At 47.6% G+C, this 22,649-nt stretch carries 19 protein-coding genes; 12 read left to right on the top strand and 7 right to left on the bottom strand.

Annotated features, from left to right (window positions below):
- Positions 1-6: 6 nt before the first annotated feature.
- The gene (locus tag HP399_RS23600; RefSeq protein WP_173621445.1) at positions 7-642 is read right to left on the bottom strand and encodes a DUF5701 family protein; all 636 of its coding nucleotides are present in this window, start codon (positions 640-642) and stop codon (positions 7-9) included.
- Positions 643-804: 162 nt separating this feature from the next.
- Between HP399_RS23600 and HP399_RS23595 the strand changes: the two genes are divergently transcribed.
- Positions 805-1,512, top strand: coding sequence for a MerR family DNA-binding transcriptional regulator (locus HP399_RS23595; protein ID WP_173621444.1), 708 nt, complete (start codon positions 805-807; stop codon positions 1,510-1,512).
- Positions 1,513-1,568: 56 nt separating this feature from the next.
- On the opposite strand, the gene HP399_RS23590 is transcribed toward HP399_RS23595, so the two are convergent.
- Entirely contained in the window at positions 1,569-3,398 is a 1,830-nt protein-coding gene (locus HP399_RS23590) for an adenine deaminase (protein ID WP_173621443.1), read from the bottom strand.
- 212 nt (positions 3,399-3,610) lie between these two features.
- A complete protein-coding gene (locus tag HP399_RS23585) occupies positions 3,611-4,981 on the bottom strand; it encodes an amino acid permease (RefSeq protein WP_173621442.1) in 1,371 nt (456 codons plus the stop codon).
- A 417-nt stretch (positions 4,982-5,398) separates the two neighbouring features.
- On the opposite strand from HP399_RS23585, the gene HP399_RS23580 reads away from it, so the two are divergent.
- From HP399_RS23580 to HP399_RS23565, 4 genes are all read left to right on the top strand, one after another.
- The gene (locus tag HP399_RS23580; protein ID WP_173621441.1) at positions 5,399-6,142 is read left to right on the top strand and encodes a metal ABC transporter ATP-binding protein; all 744 of its coding nucleotides are present in this window, start codon (positions 5,399-5,401) and stop codon (positions 6,140-6,142) included.
- Complete coding sequence (locus HP399_RS23575) at positions 6,142-7,002, top strand: metal ABC transporter permease (protein ID WP_173621440.1); 861 nt, start codon at positions 6,142-6,144, stop codon at positions 7,000-7,002. Before HP399_RS23580 ends, HP399_RS23575 begins: the two co-directional genes overlap by 1 nt.
- A 14-nt stretch (positions 7,003-7,016) precedes the next feature.
- On the top strand, positions 7,017-7,961 hold the full coding sequence (locus HP399_RS23570; RefSeq protein WP_173621439.1) for a metal ABC transporter substrate-binding protein: 945 nt from the start codon (positions 7,017-7,019) through the stop codon (positions 7,959-7,961).
- Between the two features lie 161 nt (positions 7,962-8,122).
- Complete coding sequence (locus tag HP399_RS23565; RefSeq protein ID WP_173621438.1) at positions 8,123-8,842, top strand: YebC/PmpR family DNA-binding transcriptional regulator; 720 nt, start codon at positions 8,123-8,125, stop codon at positions 8,840-8,842.
- 2,362 nt (positions 8,843-11,204) lie between these two features.
- On the opposite strand, the gene HP399_RS23560 is transcribed toward HP399_RS23565, so the two are convergent.
- Entirely contained in the window at positions 11,205-12,143 is a 939-nt protein-coding gene (locus HP399_RS23560) for an ABC transporter substrate-binding protein (protein ID WP_173619249.1), read from the bottom strand.
- A gap of 219 nt (positions 12,144-12,362) precedes the next feature.
- Between HP399_RS23560 and HP399_RS23555 the strand changes: the two genes are divergently transcribed.
- Together HP399_RS23555 and HP399_RS23550 are read left to right on the top strand one after the other, a co-directional pair.
- Complete coding sequence (locus HP399_RS23555) at positions 12,363-12,905, top strand: RNA polymerase sigma factor (RefSeq protein WP_173619248.1); 543 nt, start codon at positions 12,363-12,365, stop codon at positions 12,903-12,905.
- Positions 12,889-14,271, top strand: coding sequence for a hypothetical protein (locus HP399_RS23550; protein ID WP_173619247.1), 1,383 nt, complete (start codon positions 12,889-12,891; stop codon positions 14,269-14,271). Before HP399_RS23555 ends, HP399_RS23550 begins: the two co-directional genes overlap by 17 nt.
- A gap of 59 nt (positions 14,272-14,330) precedes the next feature.
- Here the strand turns inward: HP399_RS23550 and HP399_RS23545 are convergent, their stop codons facing one another.
- Complete coding sequence (locus HP399_RS23545) at positions 14,331-14,813, bottom strand: GyrI-like domain-containing protein (protein WP_173619246.1); 483 nt, start codon at positions 14,811-14,813, stop codon at positions 14,331-14,333.
- A gap of 50 nt (positions 14,814-14,863) precedes the next feature.
- Complete coding sequence (locus HP399_RS23540; protein ID WP_173619245.1) at positions 14,864-16,123, bottom strand: hypothetical protein; 1,260 nt, start codon at positions 16,121-16,123, stop codon at positions 14,864-14,866.
- A gap of 168 nt (positions 16,124-16,291) precedes the next feature.
- On the opposite strand from HP399_RS23540, the gene HP399_RS23535 reads away from it, so the two are divergent.
- The 3 genes from HP399_RS23535 to HP399_RS23525 all read left to right on the top strand — a co-directional run bounded on the left by HP399_RS23535 (position 16,292) and on the right by HP399_RS23525 (position 18,422).
- Complete coding sequence (locus tag HP399_RS23535; protein ID WP_048031793.1) at positions 16,292-16,624, top strand: PadR family transcriptional regulator; 333 nt, start codon at positions 16,292-16,294, stop codon at positions 16,622-16,624.
- Positions 16,621-17,925, top strand: a complete 1,305-nt coding sequence (locus HP399_RS23530) for an FtsW/RodA/SpoVE family cell cycle protein (RefSeq protein WP_173619244.1) — start codon at positions 16,621-16,623, stop codon at positions 17,923-17,925. The genes HP399_RS23535 and HP399_RS23530 overlap by 4 nt, the downstream gene beginning before the upstream one ends.
- An 80-nt stretch (positions 17,926-18,005) precedes the next feature.
- A complete protein-coding gene (locus HP399_RS23525) occupies positions 18,006-18,422 on the top strand; it encodes a VOC family protein (protein ID WP_106839428.1) in 417 nt (138 codons plus the stop codon).
- A 73-nt stretch (positions 18,423-18,495) separates the two neighbouring features.
- Here the strand turns inward: HP399_RS23525 and HP399_RS23520 are convergent, their stop codons facing one another.
- Positions 18,496-18,876 carry a VOC family protein gene (locus tag HP399_RS23520; protein ID WP_173619243.1) on the bottom strand — a complete coding sequence of 127 codons (381 nt, stop codon included), beginning with the start codon at positions 18,874-18,876 and terminating at the stop codon, positions 18,496-18,498.
- 159 nt (positions 18,877-19,035) lie between these two features.
- Here HP399_RS23520 and HP399_RS23515 point away from each other — a divergent pair, with 159 nt between their 5' ends.
- Both HP399_RS23515 and HP399_RS23510 read left to right on the top strand, forming a co-directional pair.
- Positions 19,036-20,766 (top strand): ABC transporter ATP-binding protein, encoded by a 1,731-nt coding sequence (locus tag HP399_RS23515; RefSeq protein WP_173619242.1) that lies wholly within the window; start codon positions 19,036-19,038, stop codon positions 20,764-20,766.
- Position 20,767: 1 nt separating this feature from the next.
- On the top strand, positions 20,768-22,609 hold the full coding sequence (locus tag HP399_RS23510) for an ABC transporter ATP-binding protein (protein ID WP_173619241.1): 1,842 nt from the start codon (positions 20,768-20,770) through the stop codon (positions 22,607-22,609).
- Positions 22,610-22,649: the final 40 nt, after the last annotated feature.

The raw sequence follows: 22,649 nt of genomic DNA, 5'->3' as shown, positions 1-22,649 counted from the left end.
TGAGCTTCAAGGTTTTTTTTCGTCCAAACGAGCTTGGCAGGAAGCCGAACCGAGCCACGTATGTGGATTGCCGGCCCAGCACCAGCCTAGCTTCGGTTTATTTTCGCTGATCCACATGGCAGTTACGCGTCGGTCGCCACAACGAGAGCCGAGTAGAGAAAAGCCGTTGTTTTTCTTTACCTGATCCGGGAAGTGAGTGATCAGGGCAATCCCTTCTTCCAGCGTGAGCGGAGAACGCTGTTGCTCCAAGAGGGTGGGCATCGCGTCATTCGGAGTGACGTTCAACGTCTCTTTTCCTGTATCAATTCCGGTCATTAGGTAAGCCATTCCTGTAGGAATCTCGATGCCCTCGATGGGTGTAAACCGCCGGATTTCTTCCGCATCTATGACACTGAAGCCAGCTTTCTTTTGCCGCTCGATTGCTTGCATCGCTTTTTCTCCGTCGAACCAATCGCCTTTCACCACGAGAACAAAGGGGACGAGGCCCTCTTGCTGGTCGTCTTCTTGTATGGGGAGAGCTTCTGCCAGTGGTTGCAGAGGGTCCAGATTTTTCCTGAACTCATCTGCTGTCATGCCCGCCATTTCAGGATAGCCTTTTTGAATGAGCGTTGTCAGTTGCCGTTCGAATTCAGCTTTGTGCATGGGTTAATGCGCCTCCTTCCACTTGTCACTTTCATCTTACAACATTGGTGCGAATTAAAAGGTTTAGCCAAAATAAAAGGAATAAAGCAGATTTAGATTGAAGTAACTTTACAACTAAGCTTTAATCTTTATGAAAGAAAATCGGTTAGGGGGCTGGTTGCCATGCGTCCCATTGATATTGCACGTAAGCTAAAGCTGAGCACGAGCGCCTTGCGCAATTATGAAGCGCATGGGCTGGTTCCGCCTGTGGCGCGGTCTGCGAGCGGCTACCGGAAGTATACGGAGGAGCACGTCGCTTATTTTACATGTATTCAAGCCATGTCTCCTGGCTTTGGAATGGAAGTGACGGCTCAGGTCATGCGACTGATTCAGGATAGACAGTTGCAGGCTGCTCTGTGGCTTGTGAATGAGGTACAGGCTAATCTACATAGGGACAAGCAGTTAGCCGAACGAAACTTGACGATGCTTGAAGACGGTGGAGCAGGAAAGTATGAGGAAGCTGGAAACAGCGAATGGATGACGATTGGGGAGGTAGCAGCCATGACTTCACTGCCCAGCTCAACGATCCGCCACTGGGAAAAGGTAGGACTCATTACGACTTCCCGAGATGAGAAAAATGGCTACCGTCTCTTCAATCGCTCGCAAATCCGCAAAATCATGCTGCTTCGTACGCTGCGACCTGCTGTCTATTCTTTATCGGTTGTGGAGCTAAAGGAAGCCATCGCGAACATGAATGAAGAGGATGTGAAAGAGGCGCGAAACATCGCTTTGGAAACACTGCGTTATCTGGATCAGATGAATCTCGTACAAATGCGTGGGGTTTTCTATTTCTATCAATTATGTAAAGTGGTTCAGTTGGTCGAGGAATAGGGTAGCGAAAAGAGAAAACCCTCTTCTGCACATTCGCAAAAGAGGGGATGTCGTCGTTATTCCACAAACAGTGATACTCGCTCAAATCCCGCATCTGAAATGCGAATCAAGCCCGTATCCGATATGTGCAAGGTCGGTATGACGACCAGAGCTAGCAAAGACAATGTCATAAAGGCGTAGTTCATCGTGCAGCCCGCTTTCACCAATGCATGGCTAATCTCCATGGATTGCTGCACAACTGTTTCATAAGGCTCTGTCGACATCAGTCCAGCTAAACGCAGCGGAAGCTCCACGATTTCGCCGTCTCCAGTCACGACAGCGATACCGCCTTGCATGCTGATCACAGCATTGGCTGCTTGTGCCATCCGCTCATCGTCGTTTCCGATGACAAGCACGTTATGGCAGTCATGGGCGACAGTCATGGCAATCGCTGCTGGCTGGTTAAATCCGACATTGCCGACAATCCCGATGCCTGAGCCGCCTGTTTTCCCATGGCGCTCGAAAATAGCCATTTTGCACAACGTGCTCTCTGGCGTAACCTGAAGTTCACCATTTGCGACAGCTACATCGACAAACACTTCGTCCGTCTCTACGTGATTTTCGCGGACAACTGCCACGCGCGTTTTGATCGTCCCAGACGGAACAGGGGTCTTGATGATGAAGTCAGATGGAGTGAGCTCAGCCTTGATTTTCACAGAGTTGACAGCAAACGCAGGGTAAGGGAACGGAGGAAGTTCGAGCGTCATCTCACCGTTTTCCGCCACTACTTCACCGCGTGCGATCGTCATTACGACATCCACATCAGCCAGATTTCCTTCGAGCAAAATCATATCGGCGATGATACCCGGTGCGATCGAGCCTACATCTCTTGCGACACCGAATCGTTCTGCTGTATTGATGGTCGCCATCTGGAAGGCAGTAACGGGCTTCACTCCTTGCGAGATCGCGTGTCTAACGATGAAGTTCATATGACCTTCTTCTTTCAACGAATCACAGATGCGGTCATCGGACACGAGCATCATCCGGCGGGAGTCAATGCCCTGTTCGGTGTGTGCTTTGATCGTTGCTGCAACATCGTGCCACGCAGAGCCGCGGCGCATTTTGGCATACATGCCGAGGCGTACGCGCTGTGCGACATCTTCGCTGGTCACACATTCATGGCAGCCGGTTACACCCGCAGCGGCGTAAGCAGCCAGACGCGGATCACTTGAAGGCCATGTATAGTGACCGTCCACTACTTTTCCTGCCCGCAGTGTCGCTTGAATCTCTCCAATCATTTTCGGGTCTCCGTATACGACACCAGGGAAATTCATGACTTCTCCGAGTGCGATCATATCTGGTCCCCAGCTCAATGCTTCCGCGACCTCCGCTGGTCCGAATTCTGCCCCAGCCGTTTCAAAAGAAGCATCCGTTGAAGGGACGCAGGAAGCGACCTGCATGTAAGCAGCCATCGGTGTTTGTCTCGCCTCATCCAGCATGATGCGCAAACCAGGTAGACCGAGAACATTTGAGATCTCATGCGCATCGAAAAAGCCGCCTGTCGTTCCGAGCGGCAGTACCGCATTGGCGAACTGCGTCACGGACAGCATGCTGCTTTCGATATGACAGTGCCCGTCCAACAGTCCTGGTGCCATATACTTTCCTTTGGCATCGATGATCTTGGTGGATTCATCCGTCATGCCTTCCACAAAAGGACCGACATAGGCGATACGAGTGCCAACGACAGCCACGGACATATTCGGCAAGATTTCACCGGAGAGAACATTGACGAGAGTGCCGTTATGGATGAAGAGAGTCGCTTTTTTCTCCCCTCTGGAAAAGGCAACGAGATCAGGAATGCAATCTGCGAGTGGAGGTCTTGCAAAGGACGAATGCTGCTGTGTCATGTTTACTATCACCTCATGCTGGATTTGGTTTTTTACATATAGTACACATCGAAGCGGAAGGAAGCTAGTTTTCTTTTATAAAAAATTTGAAAAAGAGGCTTCGTCTCCTATTTTCCGTTTATGTACGATCTCAAGTGCAAAAAGGGTCTTGTGATCAAAATAAAACACCTCCCATTTTCACCGATGTTGAAAGTGAAAACAGGAGGCGCTGCTTAGTGTTCTGCTACCTCTATTTCATTTGTCTTCGTTTTCCGCAGTTTGTAAATCACGACGAGTAAAATAAACCATACAGGTGTGATGAACAAGGCGACTCGTGTATCTTCCGCGAGTGCAAGGACGACCAGAATGAAGGCAAGGAATGCTAGGATCAGGTAGTTGGCAAAAGGATAGAGCGGCATTTTAAATGTATTCGCTTTTGCTAAATCTGGTCTCGTTTTGCGATATTTCAAATGACAGATGACGGTAATTCCCCAAATAAAGATAAAGCAAACGGTCGACACGCTTGTGATCAATGTAAAGACGCCTTCTGGTATGACGTAATTCAATACAACGGCGATAAGGATAACAACCGTCGAAAAGAGTAGTGCATTTGCCGGGACCTTGTTGGCAGTCAGCTTGGTAAGGGGCACAGGTGCATTCTTTTCTTTGGCAAGGGAGTAAACCATCCGGCTTGTACTAAAAATGGCGCTATTACATGCGGAAGCGGCGGATGTCAGTACAACGAAGTTGACGATACCAGCAGCGGCTGCAATGCCAATCGCTGCGAAGACCTGCACGAATGGACTCTCCAATGGGTTGATCGCGTTCCAAGGATAAATGCTCATGATGACGATGAGTGCGCCAACGTAGAAAATCAAAATCCGAATCGGGATTTGGTTAATCGCTTTTGGAATGACTCGTTTTGGATCTTCTGTTTCACCGGCTGTCAAACCGACGAGCTCAATCCCAACAAATGCGAACACGACCATCTGGAAGGAGAGAAGGAACCCATTGAAGCCGTTCGGGAACATTCCGCCATGACTCCAGAGATTCGTGAAGCTGGACGCACCTGCATTCGTAGAAAAGCCCTTGATGATCATGAAGATGCCGACAAAAATCAGGGCGAGAATCGCGATGACCTTTACGAGAGCGAACCAAAATTCCATTTCTCCAAAAAGCTTCACCGTAGCTAGGTTCATGATTAACAAAATCACGAGGGCAATTAAGCCTGGCATCCACTGCGGTATTTCCGGAAACCAGTATTGCGTATACAGACCAACCGCTGTCAGGTCAGCCATGGCGATCGAAATCCAGCAAAACCAGTAAGTCCAGCCCGTGACAAATGCGGCCATATTCCCCAAATAGTCTTTGACGAAATCCACAAAAGAATGGTAGTCCAAATTGCTCAAGAGGAGCTCCCCGAGTGAGCGCATGATTAAAAAGCAGATGATACCCGTAATCAAGTAAGCAAATAAGATGGATGGGCCGGCCAAATGAATCGATTTTCCTGCGCCCAAAAATAATCCTGTTCCGATTGCTCCACCGATCGCGATGAGTTGTACGTGTCTATTTTTTAGACCTCTCTCCAATTTTTGATCCTGCATACGATCCACCTCGCTCTATTTTTAGTTAGTTTTTAATTTTTAGATTTTTATCAAACAGATAATGTTCATATTAACATAACTATAGTTGTTTCACATATGTTTATTTATTTTTATAGAAAAAAAGCTTTTAATTATGAACGAAATAGGGACATTTTGGGAGTGATGGATTTTTTAAACAAGAGCTGCACTTTTTTTGTATTTCAGAAAAAAGAATATATTGACATGGTAATGGAAATCATTTAATTTTGCATTAGGGCAACTTTTTTATACGAATGCATATTAGTTTGTTCGGGCGAATATTATTGGTACAAGACTACATTTTTGTGTTAAGGCATATGTGCATAAAGGAATTACCCGTTTCACCATCGTTTTTTTGGCGGGATCATATAACGGGCTATTATTTGGAGGGAAAAAATCATGGATTCTGCTATCGCTGTAAGGGACCTGCATGTCTCTTACTTTGGGAATGAAGTTGTTCGGAATGTTTCGTTTGATGTTGAACTAGGGAGCATGGTTGGAATCATTGGTCCAAATGGGGCAGGGAAGTCAACCCTGATCAAAGCGCTCTTGGACCTCATTCCGAGAGATAAGGGGAATGTGTGGATTTTTGGGAAAGAGACAAATGAATTCCGGAAGAAAATTGCCTATGTACCACAGCGGAGCATGATTGATTGGACATTTCCGATCACCGTCATGGATACAGTGCTGATCGGGACATACCCAAGTGTCGGACTGTTCAAATTTCCGAAAAAAAAGGAAAAAGCGTGGGCGCTGGAATGTCTGAGAAAAGTAGGGCTAGAGGATTTCCGCGACAGGCAGATTGGGGAGCTCTCCGGTGGGCAGCAACAGCGTGTCTTCCTGGCAAGGGCACTTGCGCAAAAACCAGAGCTGCTGCTTCTGGACGAGCCGTTTGTGGGAATTGATGTGGCGAGCGAGGATACAATCATTCGCATCTTGAAAGAGCTGCAGTTTGAGGACAAAACGATTGTCGTCGTCCATCATGACTTGTCCAAAGCATATGCGTATTTTGATCAGCTTCTTCTAATGAACAAAGAATTGATCAAGTACGGGACGGTCGATGAAGTGCTGAAACGAGAAGTCATGTCGAGAGCATATTCCTATCAACTCCCATTTCTCGAAAAGTCCGAGGTGCTTGCATAATGGATTTCTTGATGGCAATTGGACAGTATGAGTTTTTGCAAAAAGCATTGTTTACATCTGTAGTGGTTGGGTTAATCTGCGGCGTCATCGGTAGCTTTATCATCTTGCGGGGAATGTCCTTGATGGGGGATGCCATCTCACACGCTGTTTTGCCTGGGGTGGCCCTCTCCTATGCTTTTGGGATCAATTTCTTCGTGGGCGCTGTTTTAACGGGTGTACTCACTGCTGTTGGAATTGGCTACGTGAGCCAAAATAGCCGCATCAAGAACGATACGGCGATTGGAATTTTGTTCACGTCCGCCTTTGCGATCGGGATCATCATGGTTACGATGTTGAAAAGCAGTACCGATTTGTATCACATTTTGTTCGGGAATGTATTGGCTGTGCGTTCGTCAGACATGTGGGTGACGGTTGGCATCGGGGTCATCGTCATCGTGACAGTCTACGCTTTTTTCAAAGAACTGTTACTGACTTCGTTCGATCCGACCATTGCGGCTGCCTACGGCTTGCGTAACAACCTCATTCATTACTTGCTGATGACCTTGCTGACGATGGTAACTGTCGCTTCCTTGCAAACCGTAGGAATCGTATTAGTCGTGGCCATGCTGATTACACCGGCTGCTACTGCCTATCTTTTGACGGACCGTTTGTCGATCATGATCTTTTTGGCTGGCGGGTTTGGAATGCTGTCGGCGGTTATTGGCCTTTATTTTAGCTTTACCTATAATTTGGCCTCTGGTGCCACGATTGTCGTGGTTGCAACCGTGTTATTCTTCCTGGCCTTTCTTTTCTCCCCAAAACACGGGGTGGTATGGAAATCAATCCGAGCGCGACAAAAACGAGTCGAGCTCTCAAAGTAAAGGAGAATATCGTCATGAAGAAGTGGAATCTGTTTTTCGTTTTTTTAGTATCAACCGTATTAATGACAGCGTGTGGTGCTCCGCAAAGTGCGAACGAGCCCACGAAGTCAGATGGTGACAAGCTGCAGGTCGTGACCACGTATTCCATCCTGTATGACATCGTGAAAAACGTTGGAGGAGATCGGGTAGAGATCCATAGTCTTGCTCCGATTGGCTCCAATCCACATGAATATGATCCATTGCCTGCTGACGTGCAAAAAACGACGGATGCAGACGCGGTTTTCTACAACGGCTTGAATCTGGAGGCGGGTAACTCTTGGTTTAATAATCTCATGACCACAGCGGGCAAATCAGGTCCGGATGCACCCGTGTTCCGACTCAGTGAGGGTGTAGCGGCCAAGCATTTGACAACCAAAGGCAAAGAGAGTGAAGAAGACCCGCACGCTTGGCTGGATGTACGCAATGGCATCAAGTATGCGGAGAATGCAAAAAATGCCCTGATCAAGGTGGACCCAGCGCACAAGGAAACGTATGAGCAAAACGCCAAGAAGTACATCGAACAGCTGACTGCTTTGCACGAGGACGCGGTTAAGCAATACAGCCAGATTCCGAAAGAACAGCGTATGCTTGTGACGAGCGAGGGAGCATTCAAATATTTCAGCGAAGCGTACGATTTTGATGCGGCATACATTTGGGAAATCAACTCGGAGAACCAAGGAACGCCAGAGCAGGTCACACAGGTGGTTGATACGATCCGTGCGAAAAAAATCCCGGCTCTGTTCGTAGAGACGAGTATCGATCCGCGCAGCATGGAGATGGTATCGAATGAAACGGGTGTACCGATTGTCGGGAAAGTATTTACGGACTCTCTCGGAAAGCCGGGAGAAGATGGCGATACGTACATCAAAATGATGGAATGGAATATCAAGACGATTTACGAAGGATTGACCAAGAAATAAGATTCGTAAAAGCAAAGCACAGCTCTCCTAATTGGGGCTGTGCTTTTAAATTCTTCCACCGCTTAACATATTTCATAGGATTGAGGTATAATAGGCTAGTGTGTAAAAGGAATCCGGAGTTTTTATATTTTTAATCTGTCATATTGAAAGAGAGTGGGATTATGGGTCGTAAGTGGAACAATATTAAAGAGAAGAAAGCTTCTAAAGACGCGAGTACCAGTCGTATTTATGCGAAGTTCGGGAAGGAAATTTACGTGGCGGCAAAGCAAGGCGAGCCGGACCCAGAGTCCAACCGTGCTCTGAAGGTCGTCCTGGAGCGTGCTAAAACGTACAGCGTACCGAAAGCGATTATCGACCGCGCGATTGATAAAGCAAAGGGCGGCTCTGATGAAACATTTAGCGATCTGCGCTATGAAGGCTTCGGGCCAAACGGTTCTATGATCATCGTGGATGCACTGACCAACAACGTAAACCGCACAGCTCCTGAAGTGCGTGCCGCTTTCAACAAAAATGGCGGTAACATGGGCGTATCGGGTTCGGTTGCTTACATGTTTGACCCAACAGCGGTATTTGGCTTTGAAGGCAAATCCTCTGATGAAGTGCTGGAACTCTTGATGGAAGCGGATGTAGACGTGCGCGACATTTTGGATGAAGACGGTGCTGTCATTGTTTACGCAGATGCAGAACAGTTCCACTCTGTACAAGAAGCACTCAAAAATGGCGGCGTCACAGAGTTTACCGTAGCTGAACTGACGATGCTGCCACAAAACGAAGTCACGCTAACAGAAGATGTACAAGCCCAATTCGAAAAGCTGATCGATGCTTTGGAAGACTTGGACGATGTGCAGCAGGTGTACCATAACGTTGATTTAGGTGAATAATGTTTTCAATGGAGAAGACCTTTGTTTTAGGACAAGGGTCTTTTTTATGTGCTGCGTATTGGCTGCGGTGAAGAGAAGAATATTTCCAGTCTAGGCTCCAGGCTCCGTCCTGCTGGGGGTTAAGACTGTCCGCTCCGAAGGGATTCGCGGGGAAACGCAAAAGTGGTAGCCGCTTCGTCGCACGGGCACGTTGCGTTTCTTTTGCCCGCAAATCCCTTCTCCGCTCGGTAGGACTCCACAAGTCGCTACGTCTGGAAATATTCTTCTCTGTCGTAACTGAACACATTCTTCCATCTTTTAAGGCTTTTAAAACCCGTTTAACACGGAAAGCTCGTAGAGGAAACAGGAGAAATAAGCGAAGATCTTTGGGACACCGACCGAGGCGCAATGAAAAAAAGGGAAACAAGCTTTTAGCGTCCACCTCTGAGACACCTCTTGAATGGACGACTTTGGACGCGGGTTTCGCTTTTTTTCATGGAGCCGGGCAGTTAATCCCACAGGGGGTGGACCTAGAAGCTGAGCGTTTTCTCCTGTTTCCTCCCCACCGCTACAGCAACTGCATAAGGTTCCTAAAATGTGGCTTCTGGGAAGAGAAGAATATTTCCAGTCTAGGCTCGAGGCTCCGTCCTGCTGGGGGTTAAGACTGTCCGCTCCGAAGGGATTCGCGGGGAAACGCAAAAGTGGTAGCCGCTTCGTCGCGCGGGCACGGTTGCGTTTCTGTTGCCCGCAAATCCCTTCTCCGCTGGGTAGGACTCCACAAGTCGCTACGTCTGGAAATATTCTTCTCTGTCGTAACAGATCACCTTCTTCCATCTTTTAAAACTCGTTTAACACAGAGAGGTCGTAGAGGAAACAGGAGAAAAAAGCGAAGATCTTTGGTACACCGACCGAGGCGCAATGAAAAAAAGAGAAACAAGCTTTTAGCGTCCACCTCTGAGACACATCCTGAATGGACGACTTTGGACGCGGGTTTCGCTTTTTTTCATGGAGCCGGGCAGTTAATCCCACAGGGGGTGGACCTAGAAGCTGAGCGTTTTCTCCTGTTTCCTCCCCACCACTACAGCAACTGCATAAGGTTCCTAAAATGTGGCTTCTGGGAAGAGAAGAATATTTCCAGTCTAGGCTCGAGGCTCCGTCCTGCTGGGGGTTAAGACTGTCCGCTCCGAAGGGATTCGCGGGGAAACGCAAAAGTGGTAGCCGCTTTGTCGCGCGGGCACGGTTGCGTTTCTGTTGCCCGCAAATCCCTTCTCTGCTGGGTAGGACTCCACAAGTCGCTACGTCTGGAAATATTCTTCTCTGTCGGAACTGAACACATTCTTCCATCTTTTAAGGCTTTTAAAACCCGTTTAACACGGAAAGCTCGTAGAGGAAACAGGAGAAATAAGCGAAGATCTTTGGGACACCGACCGAGGCGCAATGAAAAAAAGAGAAACAAGCTTTTAGCGTCCACCTCTGAGACACCTCCTGAATGGACGACTTTGGACGCGGGTTTCGCTTTTTTTCATGGAGCCGGGCAGTCAATCCCACAGGGGGTGGCCCAAGAAGCTGAGCGTTTTCTCCTGTTTCCTCCTCAGCACTACAGCAACAACTTGAGGTTCTTATGTATGTGGCTGCGGTGAAGAGAAGAATATTTCCAGTCTAGGCTCCAGGCTCCGTCCTGCTGGGGGCTAGGACTGTCCGCTCCGAAGGGATTTGCGGGGAAACGCAAAAGTGGTAGCCGCTTCGTCGCACGGGCACGTTGCGTTTCTTTTGCCCGCAAATCCCTTCTCCGCTCGGTAGGACTCCACAAGTCGCTACGTCTGGAAATATTCTTCTCTGTCGTAACAGATCACATTCTTCCATCTTTTAAAACCCGTTTAACACGGAAAGCTCGTAGAGGAAACAGGAGAAATAAGCGAAGATCTTTGGGACACCGACCGAGGCGCAATGTAAAAAAGGGAAACAAGCTTTTAGCGTCCACCTCTGAGACACAGCCTGAATGGACGACTTTGGACGCGGGTTTCGCTTTTTTTCATGGAGCCGGGCAGTGAATCCCTCAGCGGGTGGGACAAGAAGCTGAGCGTTTTCTCCTGTTTCCTCCCCACCACGACCGCCCGACAAACGGGTTTTAAAAGAAATAAAACCGCCCCCATAAAGGAGACGGCATATATCGAGCTCGTTAGTTTTGAGGTGTTACCGATCATCACGTGCGACGCATCTACCTCCAGTATGAAGTTAGAAGCTTAAAGCAGTGTACGGTTTCCCTTACTCACTAGGTGATCGTGTAAATCATCCATGGCACATCGCCTCCGTAAAGGACTACAGCCTGATTGAAAATACACCACCGAGCTCGATGAGTATAGTATGAGCAAAGCCCATCTTTTTATTCACTCATCTTTAGCATCTGTTTTCGAATCGCATTTAAAAACGATTGGTTGCTGTAGGCCGTGCCACCAGCTAATCCTGGTTCAACTGCATTCATGTACATTTGATCCGCTTTGACTGCGCTTAGGTTTGTCCATGCAGGCTGCTCTTGCAACTGCTTGAAAGCGGGCTGGTCTTCTTTGTTGACCATCACAAACAAGTAGTTGGGATCTTCTTTTGCCAAAGCATCCATAGAGAGTGCGGTACGCTCCTGTATATTCGCAACGACATCTGGGACAGGCAGGGCCAAGTCCGTATATAACAGGTAATTGTACCGTTCATCCTTCGGATAGGCGTAGAAGGAGCCTTCTTGGAACCACAGCGTCAGCACTTTCTTTTCTGGAAGTGGAGTGAGCTTGTCGCGGAGTTCCAATGCGTTTTGCTTCACTTTACCTACAAAAGTATCCAAATTGGCATCTTTTCCACGAACATCAGCGAGCAGACGCAAGTTTTCTTGCCAATGAGCTCCGTTCGTAGAGACGGGAATGACGGATGCAGTGGTTTGCAATTTGGCCAAGTTTTCCTTGGAGGTCTTGTCAGTTGTCATGATGACGTCAGGTTCGAGGGCAACCAGCTCACCTAGGTTATCTGCAATATTATAAGGGAGATGCTTGGCGTTTCTGGTCATGGCTTGATATTCTGCGGGAAATTTCCCGTTTTTATCCATGGTTGCTGCGACGGGCGGGATTCCCAGCAAGAAAGAATCTTCATACGAAGCAGGGAAGCCTACGAAAACAATATCTTTGGTTCTGGCCGGAATTGTATAAGTGTTGCCCAAGTAATTGATCGATCTGGTCGGTTTCGATGCCGCTGAATCGCCCGTTTGTCCACCATTGCCGCAGGCTGCCAGGACGAGGAGCAAAGCGGCAATCGGGATAGCTAATAGCCGTTTATACATACAGGTCACTCCGTTCTTACTTCTTGTGTTATCAGGAAAGTAGCAGGACTCATGTAAATTATAGGCTACCCGATCCATTCGTCGCTGTTGCATTCCTGAACATTTTCAAACATTCTGCTGTAACCTTTTTCCTGCTCAAGACACTAATGGGTATCCGTGAAAATTTTCGCTATAGGAAAGTAGTCGATCAGCCGACAGCAAGAGAATGGAGGAGCTTTTTTGTATGAAGAAATGAAACATCAGGTCATGGCCATCTATGAGCGGCATTATCATGATGTGTATCAATTTTTGCTGTACTTTGCCGGTAGTCAGAATGATGCAGAAGATTTGACGCAGGAGGTTTTTTTGCGAGTGATTCGCTCACTTGAACGATTTGAAGAGCGATCTGACGTAAAGACATGGCTGTTTGCGATCGCGAAGCATACAGCGATGAATTACTATCGAAAACGCAAGTGGCAGAAGCTGTTGTCAGGGGACTGGCTGTCTGGCGTGATGTCAGCCTCGGAAGGGAATCCGGCACAGGAAGCGGAAAGCCGGGAGGACGAGCAGGAATTGCTCGCTGCGATCAAGGGACTGCCACCGCATTACCGCATGGTTGTCATTCTGCGTGGCATTAAAGAGTACAGCGTCAAAGAGACAGCCGAAATACTGGGTTGTTCTGAATCAAACGTGAAAACGACGATGCACCGGGCACTGAAGCTGCTGCATGGCAAACTGTCGCATACGAAGAAGGGGGAGTTGTACAGTGGATTGGCAAAATGAACGAGATATGCTGGAACGGTTAGCGACTCTGCAAAAAAGTACACCCCCTCGTAAGGAGTTTGTGGAGAGTTTACGTACTGTGCTGGAACAAGAAACAATTCGGGTTGGCAAGAGGAGACGGCTGTTCATGAATCCGTTGAAAGCGGGTATGACAGCAGTCGTGATCGCTTCTGGCTTTGGGCTGTACATCATGGCTGGTATGGGGCAAAACGAACGCGTGGACCCTCAGGTGACGGCAACAAGTAGTCCGCAGCTTCCCGCCCATCCTGTATACGAGCAGGCGAAGAAGCTGCTGCAAGAATTGGCAGGTCGAGATGCGAGTCAATATGCGGTAAACGGCACGCTGTCCAATACAGAAACAGGTCATGTCGTGATGAACAAGACGGTTAACAACATTCCGGTTCTGGAAGACCAATACACATTTACGATAGACAAGGCGGGCAGGCATTATATAAAAGAGATACAGACAAACGATACGACACGCATGGTCTTTCCTGATCCCAAAAAGGCAATGCCAGTGAAGCAGGCTGAGCAAATTTTTGGGCAAAGCGCCCGGCTCCTGTATTCAGAGGGGGAAGGGCGGTTGCAATATGAGTTTCCATTTTCAGGTGATATCGATGCCATCACAGGAGAAATTTACCCCACAGAACGCTATCATCCCGATTACAGTCTCGTAGAAATGCCGCCAATTCCGGTGAAACCGGGAGGCGTGAAGCTGGTAGCTCCTGACATCGAAGAAGCAGATAGACTTTTTCGGGAGTGGGGATTCGAGCCTCCGTTTTCCTTCGTGGTTCATCAAGGCTCTGGCGAACATACGTACAAAGTAGAGACGCGAACCAAACAGAAAATGGAACTGACCGTGGTGACAGAAACAGGGGGGATTGTCGACTATCGGTATGGAAATATCCATGAGAAAGAGGAGAAGCTCCCTCATCCGAAGCTTGAAAACGTTCAAGAAGCAGCTAAGCAGTTTCAGAAATACCTTCCGTTAGACACCAAAGAACTGCTACTTGGTCCTACCACTAGAATAGGCAACATCGAAACCTATCAATTCTTCAAGTCCCATCAGGGAGTACAGATTATGGGGGGGTACACGGTTCATTTTGATGTGGACAGGAAACAGGTGATCGGAATCATTCCCCCGTATGCCGAGGAGTCTAAACCGCTCCCTGACAAAAGCAAGGCAATGTCACGGGAAGACGCGACTAGCGTATACGTCACCCATCGTCCGCTGCAATTGGTTTACAAGCTGATTGAGAATCCAGCTACAGGGAAAATAGAGCCGCGTCTCGTCTATCATATTTATTATCACGATACCCCACTTTATATGGTGGATGCGCTGACAGGGGAGTGGGTGCGTAGATAATAACATCGTAACAACAGAAAAACCAGGGAGCGGATTCCCTGGTTTTTTCGCTATGTCTCTTATTTGAAGAGCGGAACGTAAATATCAATCTCATTGTCTTCTTGCTCTGGCTTGTAGCGCTCGTCCCAATACTCAAAATCAAATCCGGCATAATCATATCCCGATTCGCAGAGCCAAGACCCGTAAAGAAAACCATACGTCTCTCCCAAGCTTTCCTCGGATCCCTTGTGGGTTACTTTTGCAAATGTCCCCGCAGGAATCGTGTGACTGACCATCCCTTCAGGAATATCGGCGAGGCTGGAAACTGCGACGCCAATCAGGGTGGTAAAGGGATCTATCGCTGCATCGAAGTCATCTTTGTCAGGATAGATTTGGATTAGGTATTCACCCTCACCAACCTGATTTTGAATCTCGCTTTTTCTAGCTCGCAAAGCTTCAGTCGTTGTAGCGGAGAGCTTTTTGCCCAAGTCTTCTGTCACATTCGCCGTAAAAGTGATACCAATTACAAGTGTTTCCTCGCGGGAGAGAATTGTTGGTTCCATAGAACAACGTCCTTTCGTTTATAGAATAGGGAACAGAACTAATCTCGCAGCTATTTCAGCTCTCGGGCATATATCTTCATCCCATCATGCGTAAACGTACCGATATATTTCTTGCCACCTATCGTATATTCCATAGAAACGGTTTCCTTTCTAGGAGGCGTGAGCAGCTTGAGCGGAAACGGAAATGGCTGCTTGTTCACCACGTCTGCAATGATCTGTGTGTCTGTATGAAAGAGCTTTCCAGTCTGTTTCAATTGTTTGAGCTGCTCTGGTTTATCCAGCTTGTAAGGAAGAGTCGTGGTTGGTTTGTCCATCGCATTGATTTTCTGGAAGAAATACCCGTCCTTTGTTTTCGACACCGCAATAAACTGTCCGTCACTCGTCTCTTTCAGAAAGGCATACTTTTTCGAAGCGAATGTTCCTTTTTTATTCATCAATAAGTAAAATTCTTCCTTGTCCTTTTTGCCTGACACGATAAAAACACCGGAATGGAAGTTGGATTCCACCTTGTAATTTCGGGATGGCTTCAACACGACTTTTCCTTCGTGTGTAATAAAGTGGGTCATGCCATTAATTTTCACTCGATGCAATCCTTCGCTGTAACCCATGTACTCATCAAAAAATGGCTTCGCGTGTATTTTTCCATTCATGTCTTTCAATCCTAATTTGGAGGAGAGAATCATACCATCCTTTTTGTTGTATTGGACAAAAGGGTAATGATGAATGTCGTAAGTTGTTACTCCTGTTTGCTCACTTGTCATCGTGAATATTGCCCCATCCGTGATCTGTTTGGATGTTTTCGTACGAGCATTGTACAGATAAGAGGTATAGCTTGTGGGAGAATACAAAAACCACTCTCCGTCTATTTGCGTGAAGTAATCGTTATAGGTGGTTATTTCCTGTGTGTTGCCTTGTTTATCGAAAATAATAAACGAGCTGTTACCAAAGTGGGTAATGATATGAAAAAAGCCATACCCGTCTTGCAATGGACTGATGTAGCCTGGATATAATAACGCTTCCTGCTGATCGATTACTTTCCCGGTCGGAGAAACAAGGGCAAAATGAGGGAACCATTTCTGCTTGAACTCTTTGTAATAGGGATCATTCGGACTCGATCCTGCAAATGGTACGAAAAATGGTTCCGTTAGTCCAGGTGGTACCTGAATCTCTTTTTCTGTCGGAACGTACTTGAGTACTGTCGTTTCCGGTCTGTCTGAACGGATGGCATTTTCGGAATGTGCGACAGAAGGAACGATTGATAGAGTAAGGCTTAGGGCTAACAGAATGTTGACGTATTTGGTCTTTTTCATAGGTAGAATCACTTTCTCTTTCCATTTTTTATCTGTAGAAGGTAGACGTTTCTCGAAAGCTGAATGTTACACATGTGTTGATCTTACAAGATTTGGATGATAGAATCGTATACATAGATTTATGATGTATTGTTTATCTAGGTATATGCGGTTAAATCGGGAGGTTCTATGAAAATCAATAAGGAGCTTTTAAAAGGCAGTACCGTGATCCTGATCTTGACGATGCTGGATCGAAAGGAAATGTACGGGTATGAGATCGCGAAAGCCATCGAGAAGGAGTCAAATGGTCTGTTTACATTAAAAGAAGGGACGCTGTATCCGATCCTGCATGCGCTAGAAGCAGAGCGTTACGTGGAAGCGTATTGGGATGAAAAGGATGGAAGAAAACGCAAATACTATCGGATTACGGCAGAAGGTCGCGGGCAATTGAAGGAGAAAAAGCTCGAGTGGCATACGTTCCGCGATGGGATTGATCGGGTGCTGGGAGAGGGAAGAGCATGAAGCAGACGAATACACATCCATTGATTGCAGACTATCTCGATCAAGTATGTCGCCATGTGCGGGTAACGGAAATGCATCGCAGAATTCGGGATGAGCTGGAAAGTCACCTGTTAGATTTGATGGATGAGCAGATGGAAGAGGGGACACGAGAGGAAGAAGCGGTAAGGCAAGCCATTTTGCAAATGGGGGATTCTGCTGCGGTTGGGAAGCAGCTGCATCAGATTTATAAGCCCAGAGTGGAGTGGAGAATTCTAGTGTATGTGATGGCTTTTCTGGCTGTTGGTCTGTTTACGATGTATGGAACTCCGGTCAATTTCTTTGAGGAAAAGCTGGACAAGTATTGGCTTTCAGCCCTACTGGGTATCGGGGTGATGCTTGTGGTGGCTTTTACAGACTATCGCAAGCTATTGGCATATTCATTGCATGTATACGTGCTGACTGTAGGCGTTTTTCTTTTTGTTATTTGGTATGAATATTCAGTTTATGGAAGGGTGATTGTGCATTTCAATCGTTTCGGGATTTCTGATTTTGGAACGATTTCTATGTATTTGTTTCTCGTCAGCGTCGCAGGTATGCTCCTTACGAGGGCGTGGCGCTTCCGGAGCACTGCTTCTAAGCTGATTGTGTTTGTTTTTCTGCCAACTATATTTTTGCTGATGACGCAACAGTATTTGAATCTTAAGCTTTACTTATTTGGTTTTGTTGTACTCTTGATGTACACGAAGACAGTTAAGAAAGAAAAGCTCCCCCTTTACATCACGTCTGTTGGTGCTTATCTAGCTGCCTTGTTATTGGATTACCACACTTTTGATAAGTTGTTGGACTGGATGCAACCGATGAAAGATCCTGAAGGAGGCGGTTATTTTTATCTCTTAGCGATGGATACGATTCGCTCGGCAGGTTTTTGGGGAAAGGGCTTCGGTGCGTCTTTACAATTCCCTCAAATAGACTCCGATTTCAAGTTCACGTATTTAATCTATAGCTATGGCTGGATTGCTGGACTCTTGATCTTGTTAGCCGTTACCCTGTTTATGATGAGACTGGTTCGGGTCGTCAAGGAAGTGGACGAGCCATATGGCAAGCATCTCATAATCAGCATCGTTCCTTTATTCTCGGTGTACTTCTTATGGCCTCTGCTGATGTCAACAGGCATGGTGCCAATCGCACAACTTGAAATTCCTTTTCTCAGCTATAGCAGAATAGGAACTGCTTTAGCTCATTTCGCTGTCCTCGGTCTCATTCTGAGTGTCCATCGGCATAGAAACTCAATAGGGAAGCCACATACCTTCGTGGCAAAATAGCAATCCATAAGAAGCCTCGGGCAATCAGAAATGCTAGGATATAGACATCAAGGAAAAACAAACCCGAGGAGGAAGTACACATGGCATTGCAATCCAAACAGATTTTCGTCAATTTACCGGTGAAAGACCTCAACAAATCGATCGACTTCTTTACAGCAATCGGCTATGAATTCAACCCGCAATTTACGGATCAAAATGCAGCATGCCTGGTGATCGGTGAAAACATTTTTGCCATGCTGCTCGTCGAAGAGTTTTTCCAAACGTTTACGAAAAAAGAGCTGACGGATGCAACGAGAAGCACCGAAGTAATTGTCGCGTTGTCGGCGGACAGCAAAGAGCAGGTCGATGAGATTGTAAACAAAGCATTAGCTGCGGGCGCCACTCCATCGAAAGACCCGGTTGACCACGGCTTCATGTACAGCTGGAGCTTTCAAGATTTGGATGGCCATCTGTGGGAGTTCTTGTATATGGATCAAGGCGCTGTTCCACAGGAATAAAAGACCGAGTAAACGAAATGAGGGCAAAAAGCAGGGGATCGAAAAAGTGATTCCAGCTTTTTGCCCTTTTTTGTCAGTACTGGCACATTCCAAGCGGATTCCCGTCTGGGTCAAAAAACGTCAGCACCTTCGTAGACCCAAATTCATCAATCGGCGTTACCATCACTCCACGCTCTGTTAATAGTTGATGTGCAGCCTCAATGTCCGCGGGTAGAAAATTATAGTATTTGCCGACACCAAAACGATTTTCCGGAAATGTCATCGGCTGATGGTTCTCTACGCGGACGAGACAGATCAGGGTGCTTGATTCATCAGAAATCCGCATCGTAATCGCTTCCTCTTCCACAAACAAAGGTCTGCACCCAAGCTTTTCTTCATACCATTTTGCAGATGCACCCGGGTTAGTAACGGGTATAAAAACCCCTTCCATGCCTTTTAACAGTGATTGAGCCATCCTTTCATCTCCCATTCGAGCAAAAATTGATCGCCTATGATTTCGACGACGATGCTAGGAAAAACCTGTAAGCCCCCACACTTTCCTTTTGACAATCACTCGTGACATTTCGCTAGCTAAGCGTTATCTTGTACGTAAGAACACAGATGGGGTGAACGGATGCGCTTTTACACAACCTACATAAAAAAATACGGCGTAGTCGCCGGGATTTCCATGTTTTTCTTAGCTTTGGAGGCGGTATGTGATCTTTTGCAGCCGACGATCCTGTCGCACATTATCGATACGGGTGTAGCAAACCGGGATATGGACTACGTGCTCAAGACAGGCGGGCTGATGCTGCTCGTTACGGCGTTGGGGGCAGTCGCGGCATCGATCCGCAATGTGCTGGCCACATACGTTTCGCAAAACTTTGGTGCGCAGCTGCGCGCAGATTTGTTTTCAAAAGTGCAGTCCTTATCCTTTGAAAACTTGAACAAGTTCGACAGAGCCTCGCTCGTGACACGTCTGACCAATGACGTCAATCAAGTGCAGATGTTTGTGAACGGCATGATGCGAATATTCGTCAAGGCGCCTTTGATGTGCATTGGCGGGTTGTTTATGGCAACCCAATTGAACTTGAATTTAGCTGTGATTCTCGCAATTGTCGTACCTATTGTGGGATTGTTTATTTTCTTGAACATGAAAATTGGTTTTCCGTTTTTTCTGAAGGTGCAACAAGCACTTGACCGGGTGAACGGTGCGATGCGTGAGTATTTATCTGGCGTACGAGTCGTTAAGGCATTCAATCGCTTTGATTTTGAGCGTGGCAAGTTTACACGGGCAAACGAAGAACTGCAATCCAAATCGGTATCGGCTACGCGGGTTATGTCCATCTTCAGTCCCGCGATCATGCTGACGATGAATCTCGGAATTGTCGCGGTCCTCTGGCTTGGGGGTCTTGGCGTAGAACAAGGTAGCATCGAAGTCGGTCATATCATCGCGTTTACGAACTACATGACGCAAATTCTGTTTTCACTCATGATGATTTCCTTGGTATTTAACATGTTCGTGCGGGCCAAAGCATCGGCAGGTCGCATCGGAGAAGTATTTGCTGAAGAAAACCAAATGAGCTGGAAAGAGGAACAACCTCATGAGCTTGCAGGCAAAAAGGGACGTATCGACTTCGAACAGGTCAGCTTCTCGTATGACGGAGGTGGCGGTCAGCCAGTACTCAAGCAGATTTCGTTTACTTGTCTGCCTGGAGAGACCGTCGGGATTATCGGGTCGACAGGCGCTGGAAAAAGCAGTTTGGTTGGCTTGATTCCACGGTTTTATGATGTAACGGAAGGCACGATTCGGGTAGATGGCATGGATGTACGAGACATCGAACCCAAGCGATTACGTGAAAAAATGGCGATCGTACCGCAAAAAACGATGCTGTTTACAGGCACGGTGATGGAAAACATTCGTTGGGGCAAGGCAGAGGCGAGCCACGAGGAGGTCGAGCTAGCGGCACGCATGGCACAGGCTCACGAGTTCATCTCCGCCACTCCTGAAGGCTATGAGACACGCGTAGGGCAGGGAGGAGTCAACTTCTCTGGAGGGCAAAAGCAGCGTATTTCTATAGCCAGAGCCTTGGTGAAAAAGCCGGAAATCCTCATTCTCGACGACAGTACCAGCGCGGTAGATGTGGCGACAGAAGGGAAGATTAAGGATGCGCTCCGAGCCTATGCGGCTGGCCTCACTTGCATCTTGATCGCACAGCGGATTACGTCTGTCATGGATGCGGATAAAATCATCGTGCTCGACAATGGAGAAGTCGCTGGCATCGGTCCGCATGACGAACTGATGACCTCTTGCCAGGTCTATCAGGAAATCTTTCAGTCACAAATCGGCCGGGAGGTGAAGTAAGGTGAGTCAACAGAAGCAACAACCGGTCTTTTCACCGAGACCTGGCCGAGGGTTTGGACATGGTGCTGCCAGAGGTCCAGTGAGTAAGCCCAAGAATTTTTCAGGTACGCTAAAAAGGCTCTGGCAAGCTTTTGGCAAAGAAAAAAAGCTGCTGCCGATTGTATTTGTCATTGTTTTTGTCGATGCATTACTCATGCTGTCTGCGCCATATTTGATCGGAAAGTCGATTGATGCGATGACAGGTGGCGAGGAAGCTCTTAGCTTTTTGTCTATCATCATTCTTGCCTTGCTCGGCTCTTACATCTTGGATGGGGCGTTGACGTTTTTGCAAAGCTGGTTGATGGCAGGCATCTCGCAACGGATCGTCACGAATCTGAGGCAAGCCCTTTTTGACAAGCTGCAAAAGCTGCCGATTGCTTATTTCGATGAGCGTACGCACGGGGAGTTAATGAGCAGGCTCACGAATGATATCGACAACGTCAGCAACTCCATCTCTCAATCCACAACGCAGTTGATGTCAGGGGGAATCGTGTTACTTGGTTCGCTGGTGATGATGCTCGTCTTGTCTCCGATCCTGACACTCGCATGCTTGATCACGGTGCCACTCGTGTTTCTGCTCACACGCACGATTGCCAAACGAACAAGTGTACTGTTCAAAAATCAGCAGATGGAGCTGGGCAAGCTGAACGGGCACATTGAAGAGACGATTTCTGGCATTCAGGTGGTGCAGGCCTTCAATTATGAGCAAAAGGCCATTGAGGACTTTACGACGATCAATGACCGGCTCTGCAAGATCGGGATGAAGGCACAGGTATGGACAGGCTTTCTCATGCCGATCATGAACGTGATTAACAACCTCGGCTTTGCCATGGTGGCGATTGTAGGAGGCGTTCTCGCTGTAAAAGGATTGATCACAGTCGGTGTTATTGCGAGCTTTCTCAGTTATTCCCGACAGTTTGTTCGTCCGCTGAACGACCTCGCGAACATTTTCAATGTGCTTCAATCCGGTGTTGCTGGCGCGGAGCGTGTGTTTGAGGTATTGGATGAACAAGAGGAGCCATTGGATTATCCGGGTGCCACTGTGCTTGCACATCCCAAGGGTCACGTCGTCTTTGATCAGGTTAGCTTCGGCTATCGTTCGGATCAATTGATTTTGAAAAATATCAGCTTCGAGGCACAGGCAGGGAGCACCATCTCGTTAGTCGGACCGACGGGTGCAGGCAAGACCACCATCGTGAATTTGCTCACGCGGTTTTACGATGTGACCTCAGGAACGATATATTTGGATGGAAAAGACATTCGAGAGTATTCCCGGGACAGCTTGCGGCGCAGCTTTGGCTTTGTTTTGCAGGATACGTACTTGTTTTCCGGTACCATCAAGGAGAATATTATGTACGGCAAGCCGGATGCGGCAGATACGGAGGTAGTAGCCGCTGCGAAAATGGCAAATGCGGACGTGTTCATCAATCGACTCCCGATGCGCTATGATACGATGCTGACGGAAAATGGGGGCAACCTGAGTCAGGGACAACGTCAGCTTTTGGCGATAGCCCGTGTCATACTCGCCAAGCCGTCGCTGCTGATACTCGACGAGGCGACAAGCAGCATCGACACACGCACAGAGCTGAATATCCAGGATGCGCTCCTTACTATTATGGAGGGGCGTACGAGCTTTGTGATTGCGCATAGGCTGGGTACAATTCGGGATGCCGACACGATTATGGTTGTGGATCGGGGAGAGATCGTGGAAAAAGGCAGTCATGACGAACTTATCGAGCAAAAAGGTACCTATTATCAACTGTTTTACAACCAGTTTAAAAATCTGGAGGCTGCTGGGGAATAACAGAGCACCCCGTCCAAACACGGAAATGATGTGGATGACG

Origin of the sequence: Brevibacillus sp. DP1.3A (assembly GCF_013284245.2) — a bacterium.
Taxonomy (GTDB): domain Bacteria; phylum Bacillota; class Bacilli; order Brevibacillales; family Brevibacillaceae; genus Brevibacillus.
The sequence above is the reverse complement of the archived record's forward strand: the minus strand, read 5'-3'. Positions and strand labels throughout refer to the sequence as shown.

Excerpts from the sequence above, each read along its gene's own strand:
- HP399_RS23600 (WP_173621445.1), bottom strand. The coding sequence starts at position 642 with ATGCACAAAGCTGAATTCGAACGGCAACTGACAACGCTCATTCAAAAA.
- HP399_RS23595 (WP_173621444.1), top strand. The coding sequence starts at position 805 with ATGCGTCCCATTGATATTGCACGTAAGCTAAAGCTGAGCACGAGCGCC.
- HP399_RS23590 (WP_173621443.1), bottom strand. The coding sequence starts at position 3,398 with ATGACACAGCAGCATTCGTCCTTTGCAAGACCTCCACTCGCAGATTGC.
- HP399_RS23585 (WP_173621442.1), bottom strand. The coding sequence starts at position 4,981 with ATGCAGGATCAAAAATTGGAGAGAGGTCTAAAAAATAGACACGTACAA.
- HP399_RS23580 (WP_173621441.1), top strand. The coding sequence starts at position 5,399 with ATGGATTCTGCTATCGCTGTAAGGGACCTGCATGTCTCTTACTTTGGG.
- HP399_RS23575 (WP_173621440.1), top strand. The coding sequence starts at position 6,142 with ATGGATTTCTTGATGGCAATTGGACAGTATGAGTTTTTGCAAAAAGCA.
- HP399_RS23570 (WP_173621439.1), top strand. The coding sequence starts at position 7,017 with ATGAAGAAGTGGAATCTGTTTTTCGTTTTTTTAGTATCAACCGTATTA.
- HP399_RS23565 (WP_173621438.1), top strand. The coding sequence starts at position 8,123 with ATGGGTCGTAAGTGGAACAATATTAAAGAGAAGAAAGCTTCTAAAGAC.
- HP399_RS23560 (WP_173619249.1), bottom strand. The coding sequence starts at position 12,143 with ATGTATAAACGGCTATTAGCTATCCCGATTGCCGCTTTGCTCCTCGTC.
- HP399_RS23545 (WP_173619246.1), bottom strand. The coding sequence starts at position 14,813 with ATGGAACCAACAATTCTCTCCCGCGAGGAAACACTTGTAATTGGTATC.
- HP399_RS23540 (WP_173619245.1), bottom strand. The coding sequence starts at position 16,123 with ATGAAAAAGACCAAATACGTCAACATTCTGTTAGCCCTAAGCCTTACT.
- HP399_RS23535 (WP_048031793.1), top strand. The coding sequence starts at position 16,292 with ATGAAAATCAATAAGGAGCTTTTAAAAGGCAGTACCGTGATCCTGATC.
- HP399_RS23530 (WP_173619244.1), top strand. The coding sequence starts at position 16,621 with ATGAAGCAGACGAATACACATCCATTGATTGCAGACTATCTCGATCAA.
- HP399_RS23525 (WP_106839428.1), top strand. The coding sequence starts at position 18,006 with ATGGCATTGCAATCCAAACAGATTTTCGTCAATTTACCGGTGAAAGAC.
- HP399_RS23520 (WP_173619243.1), bottom strand. The coding sequence starts at position 18,876 with ATGGCTCAATCACTGTTAAAAGGCATGGAAGGGGTTTTTATACCCGTT.
- HP399_RS23515 (WP_173619242.1), top strand. The coding sequence starts at position 19,036 with ATGCGCTTTTACACAACCTACATAAAAAAATACGGCGTAGTCGCCGGG.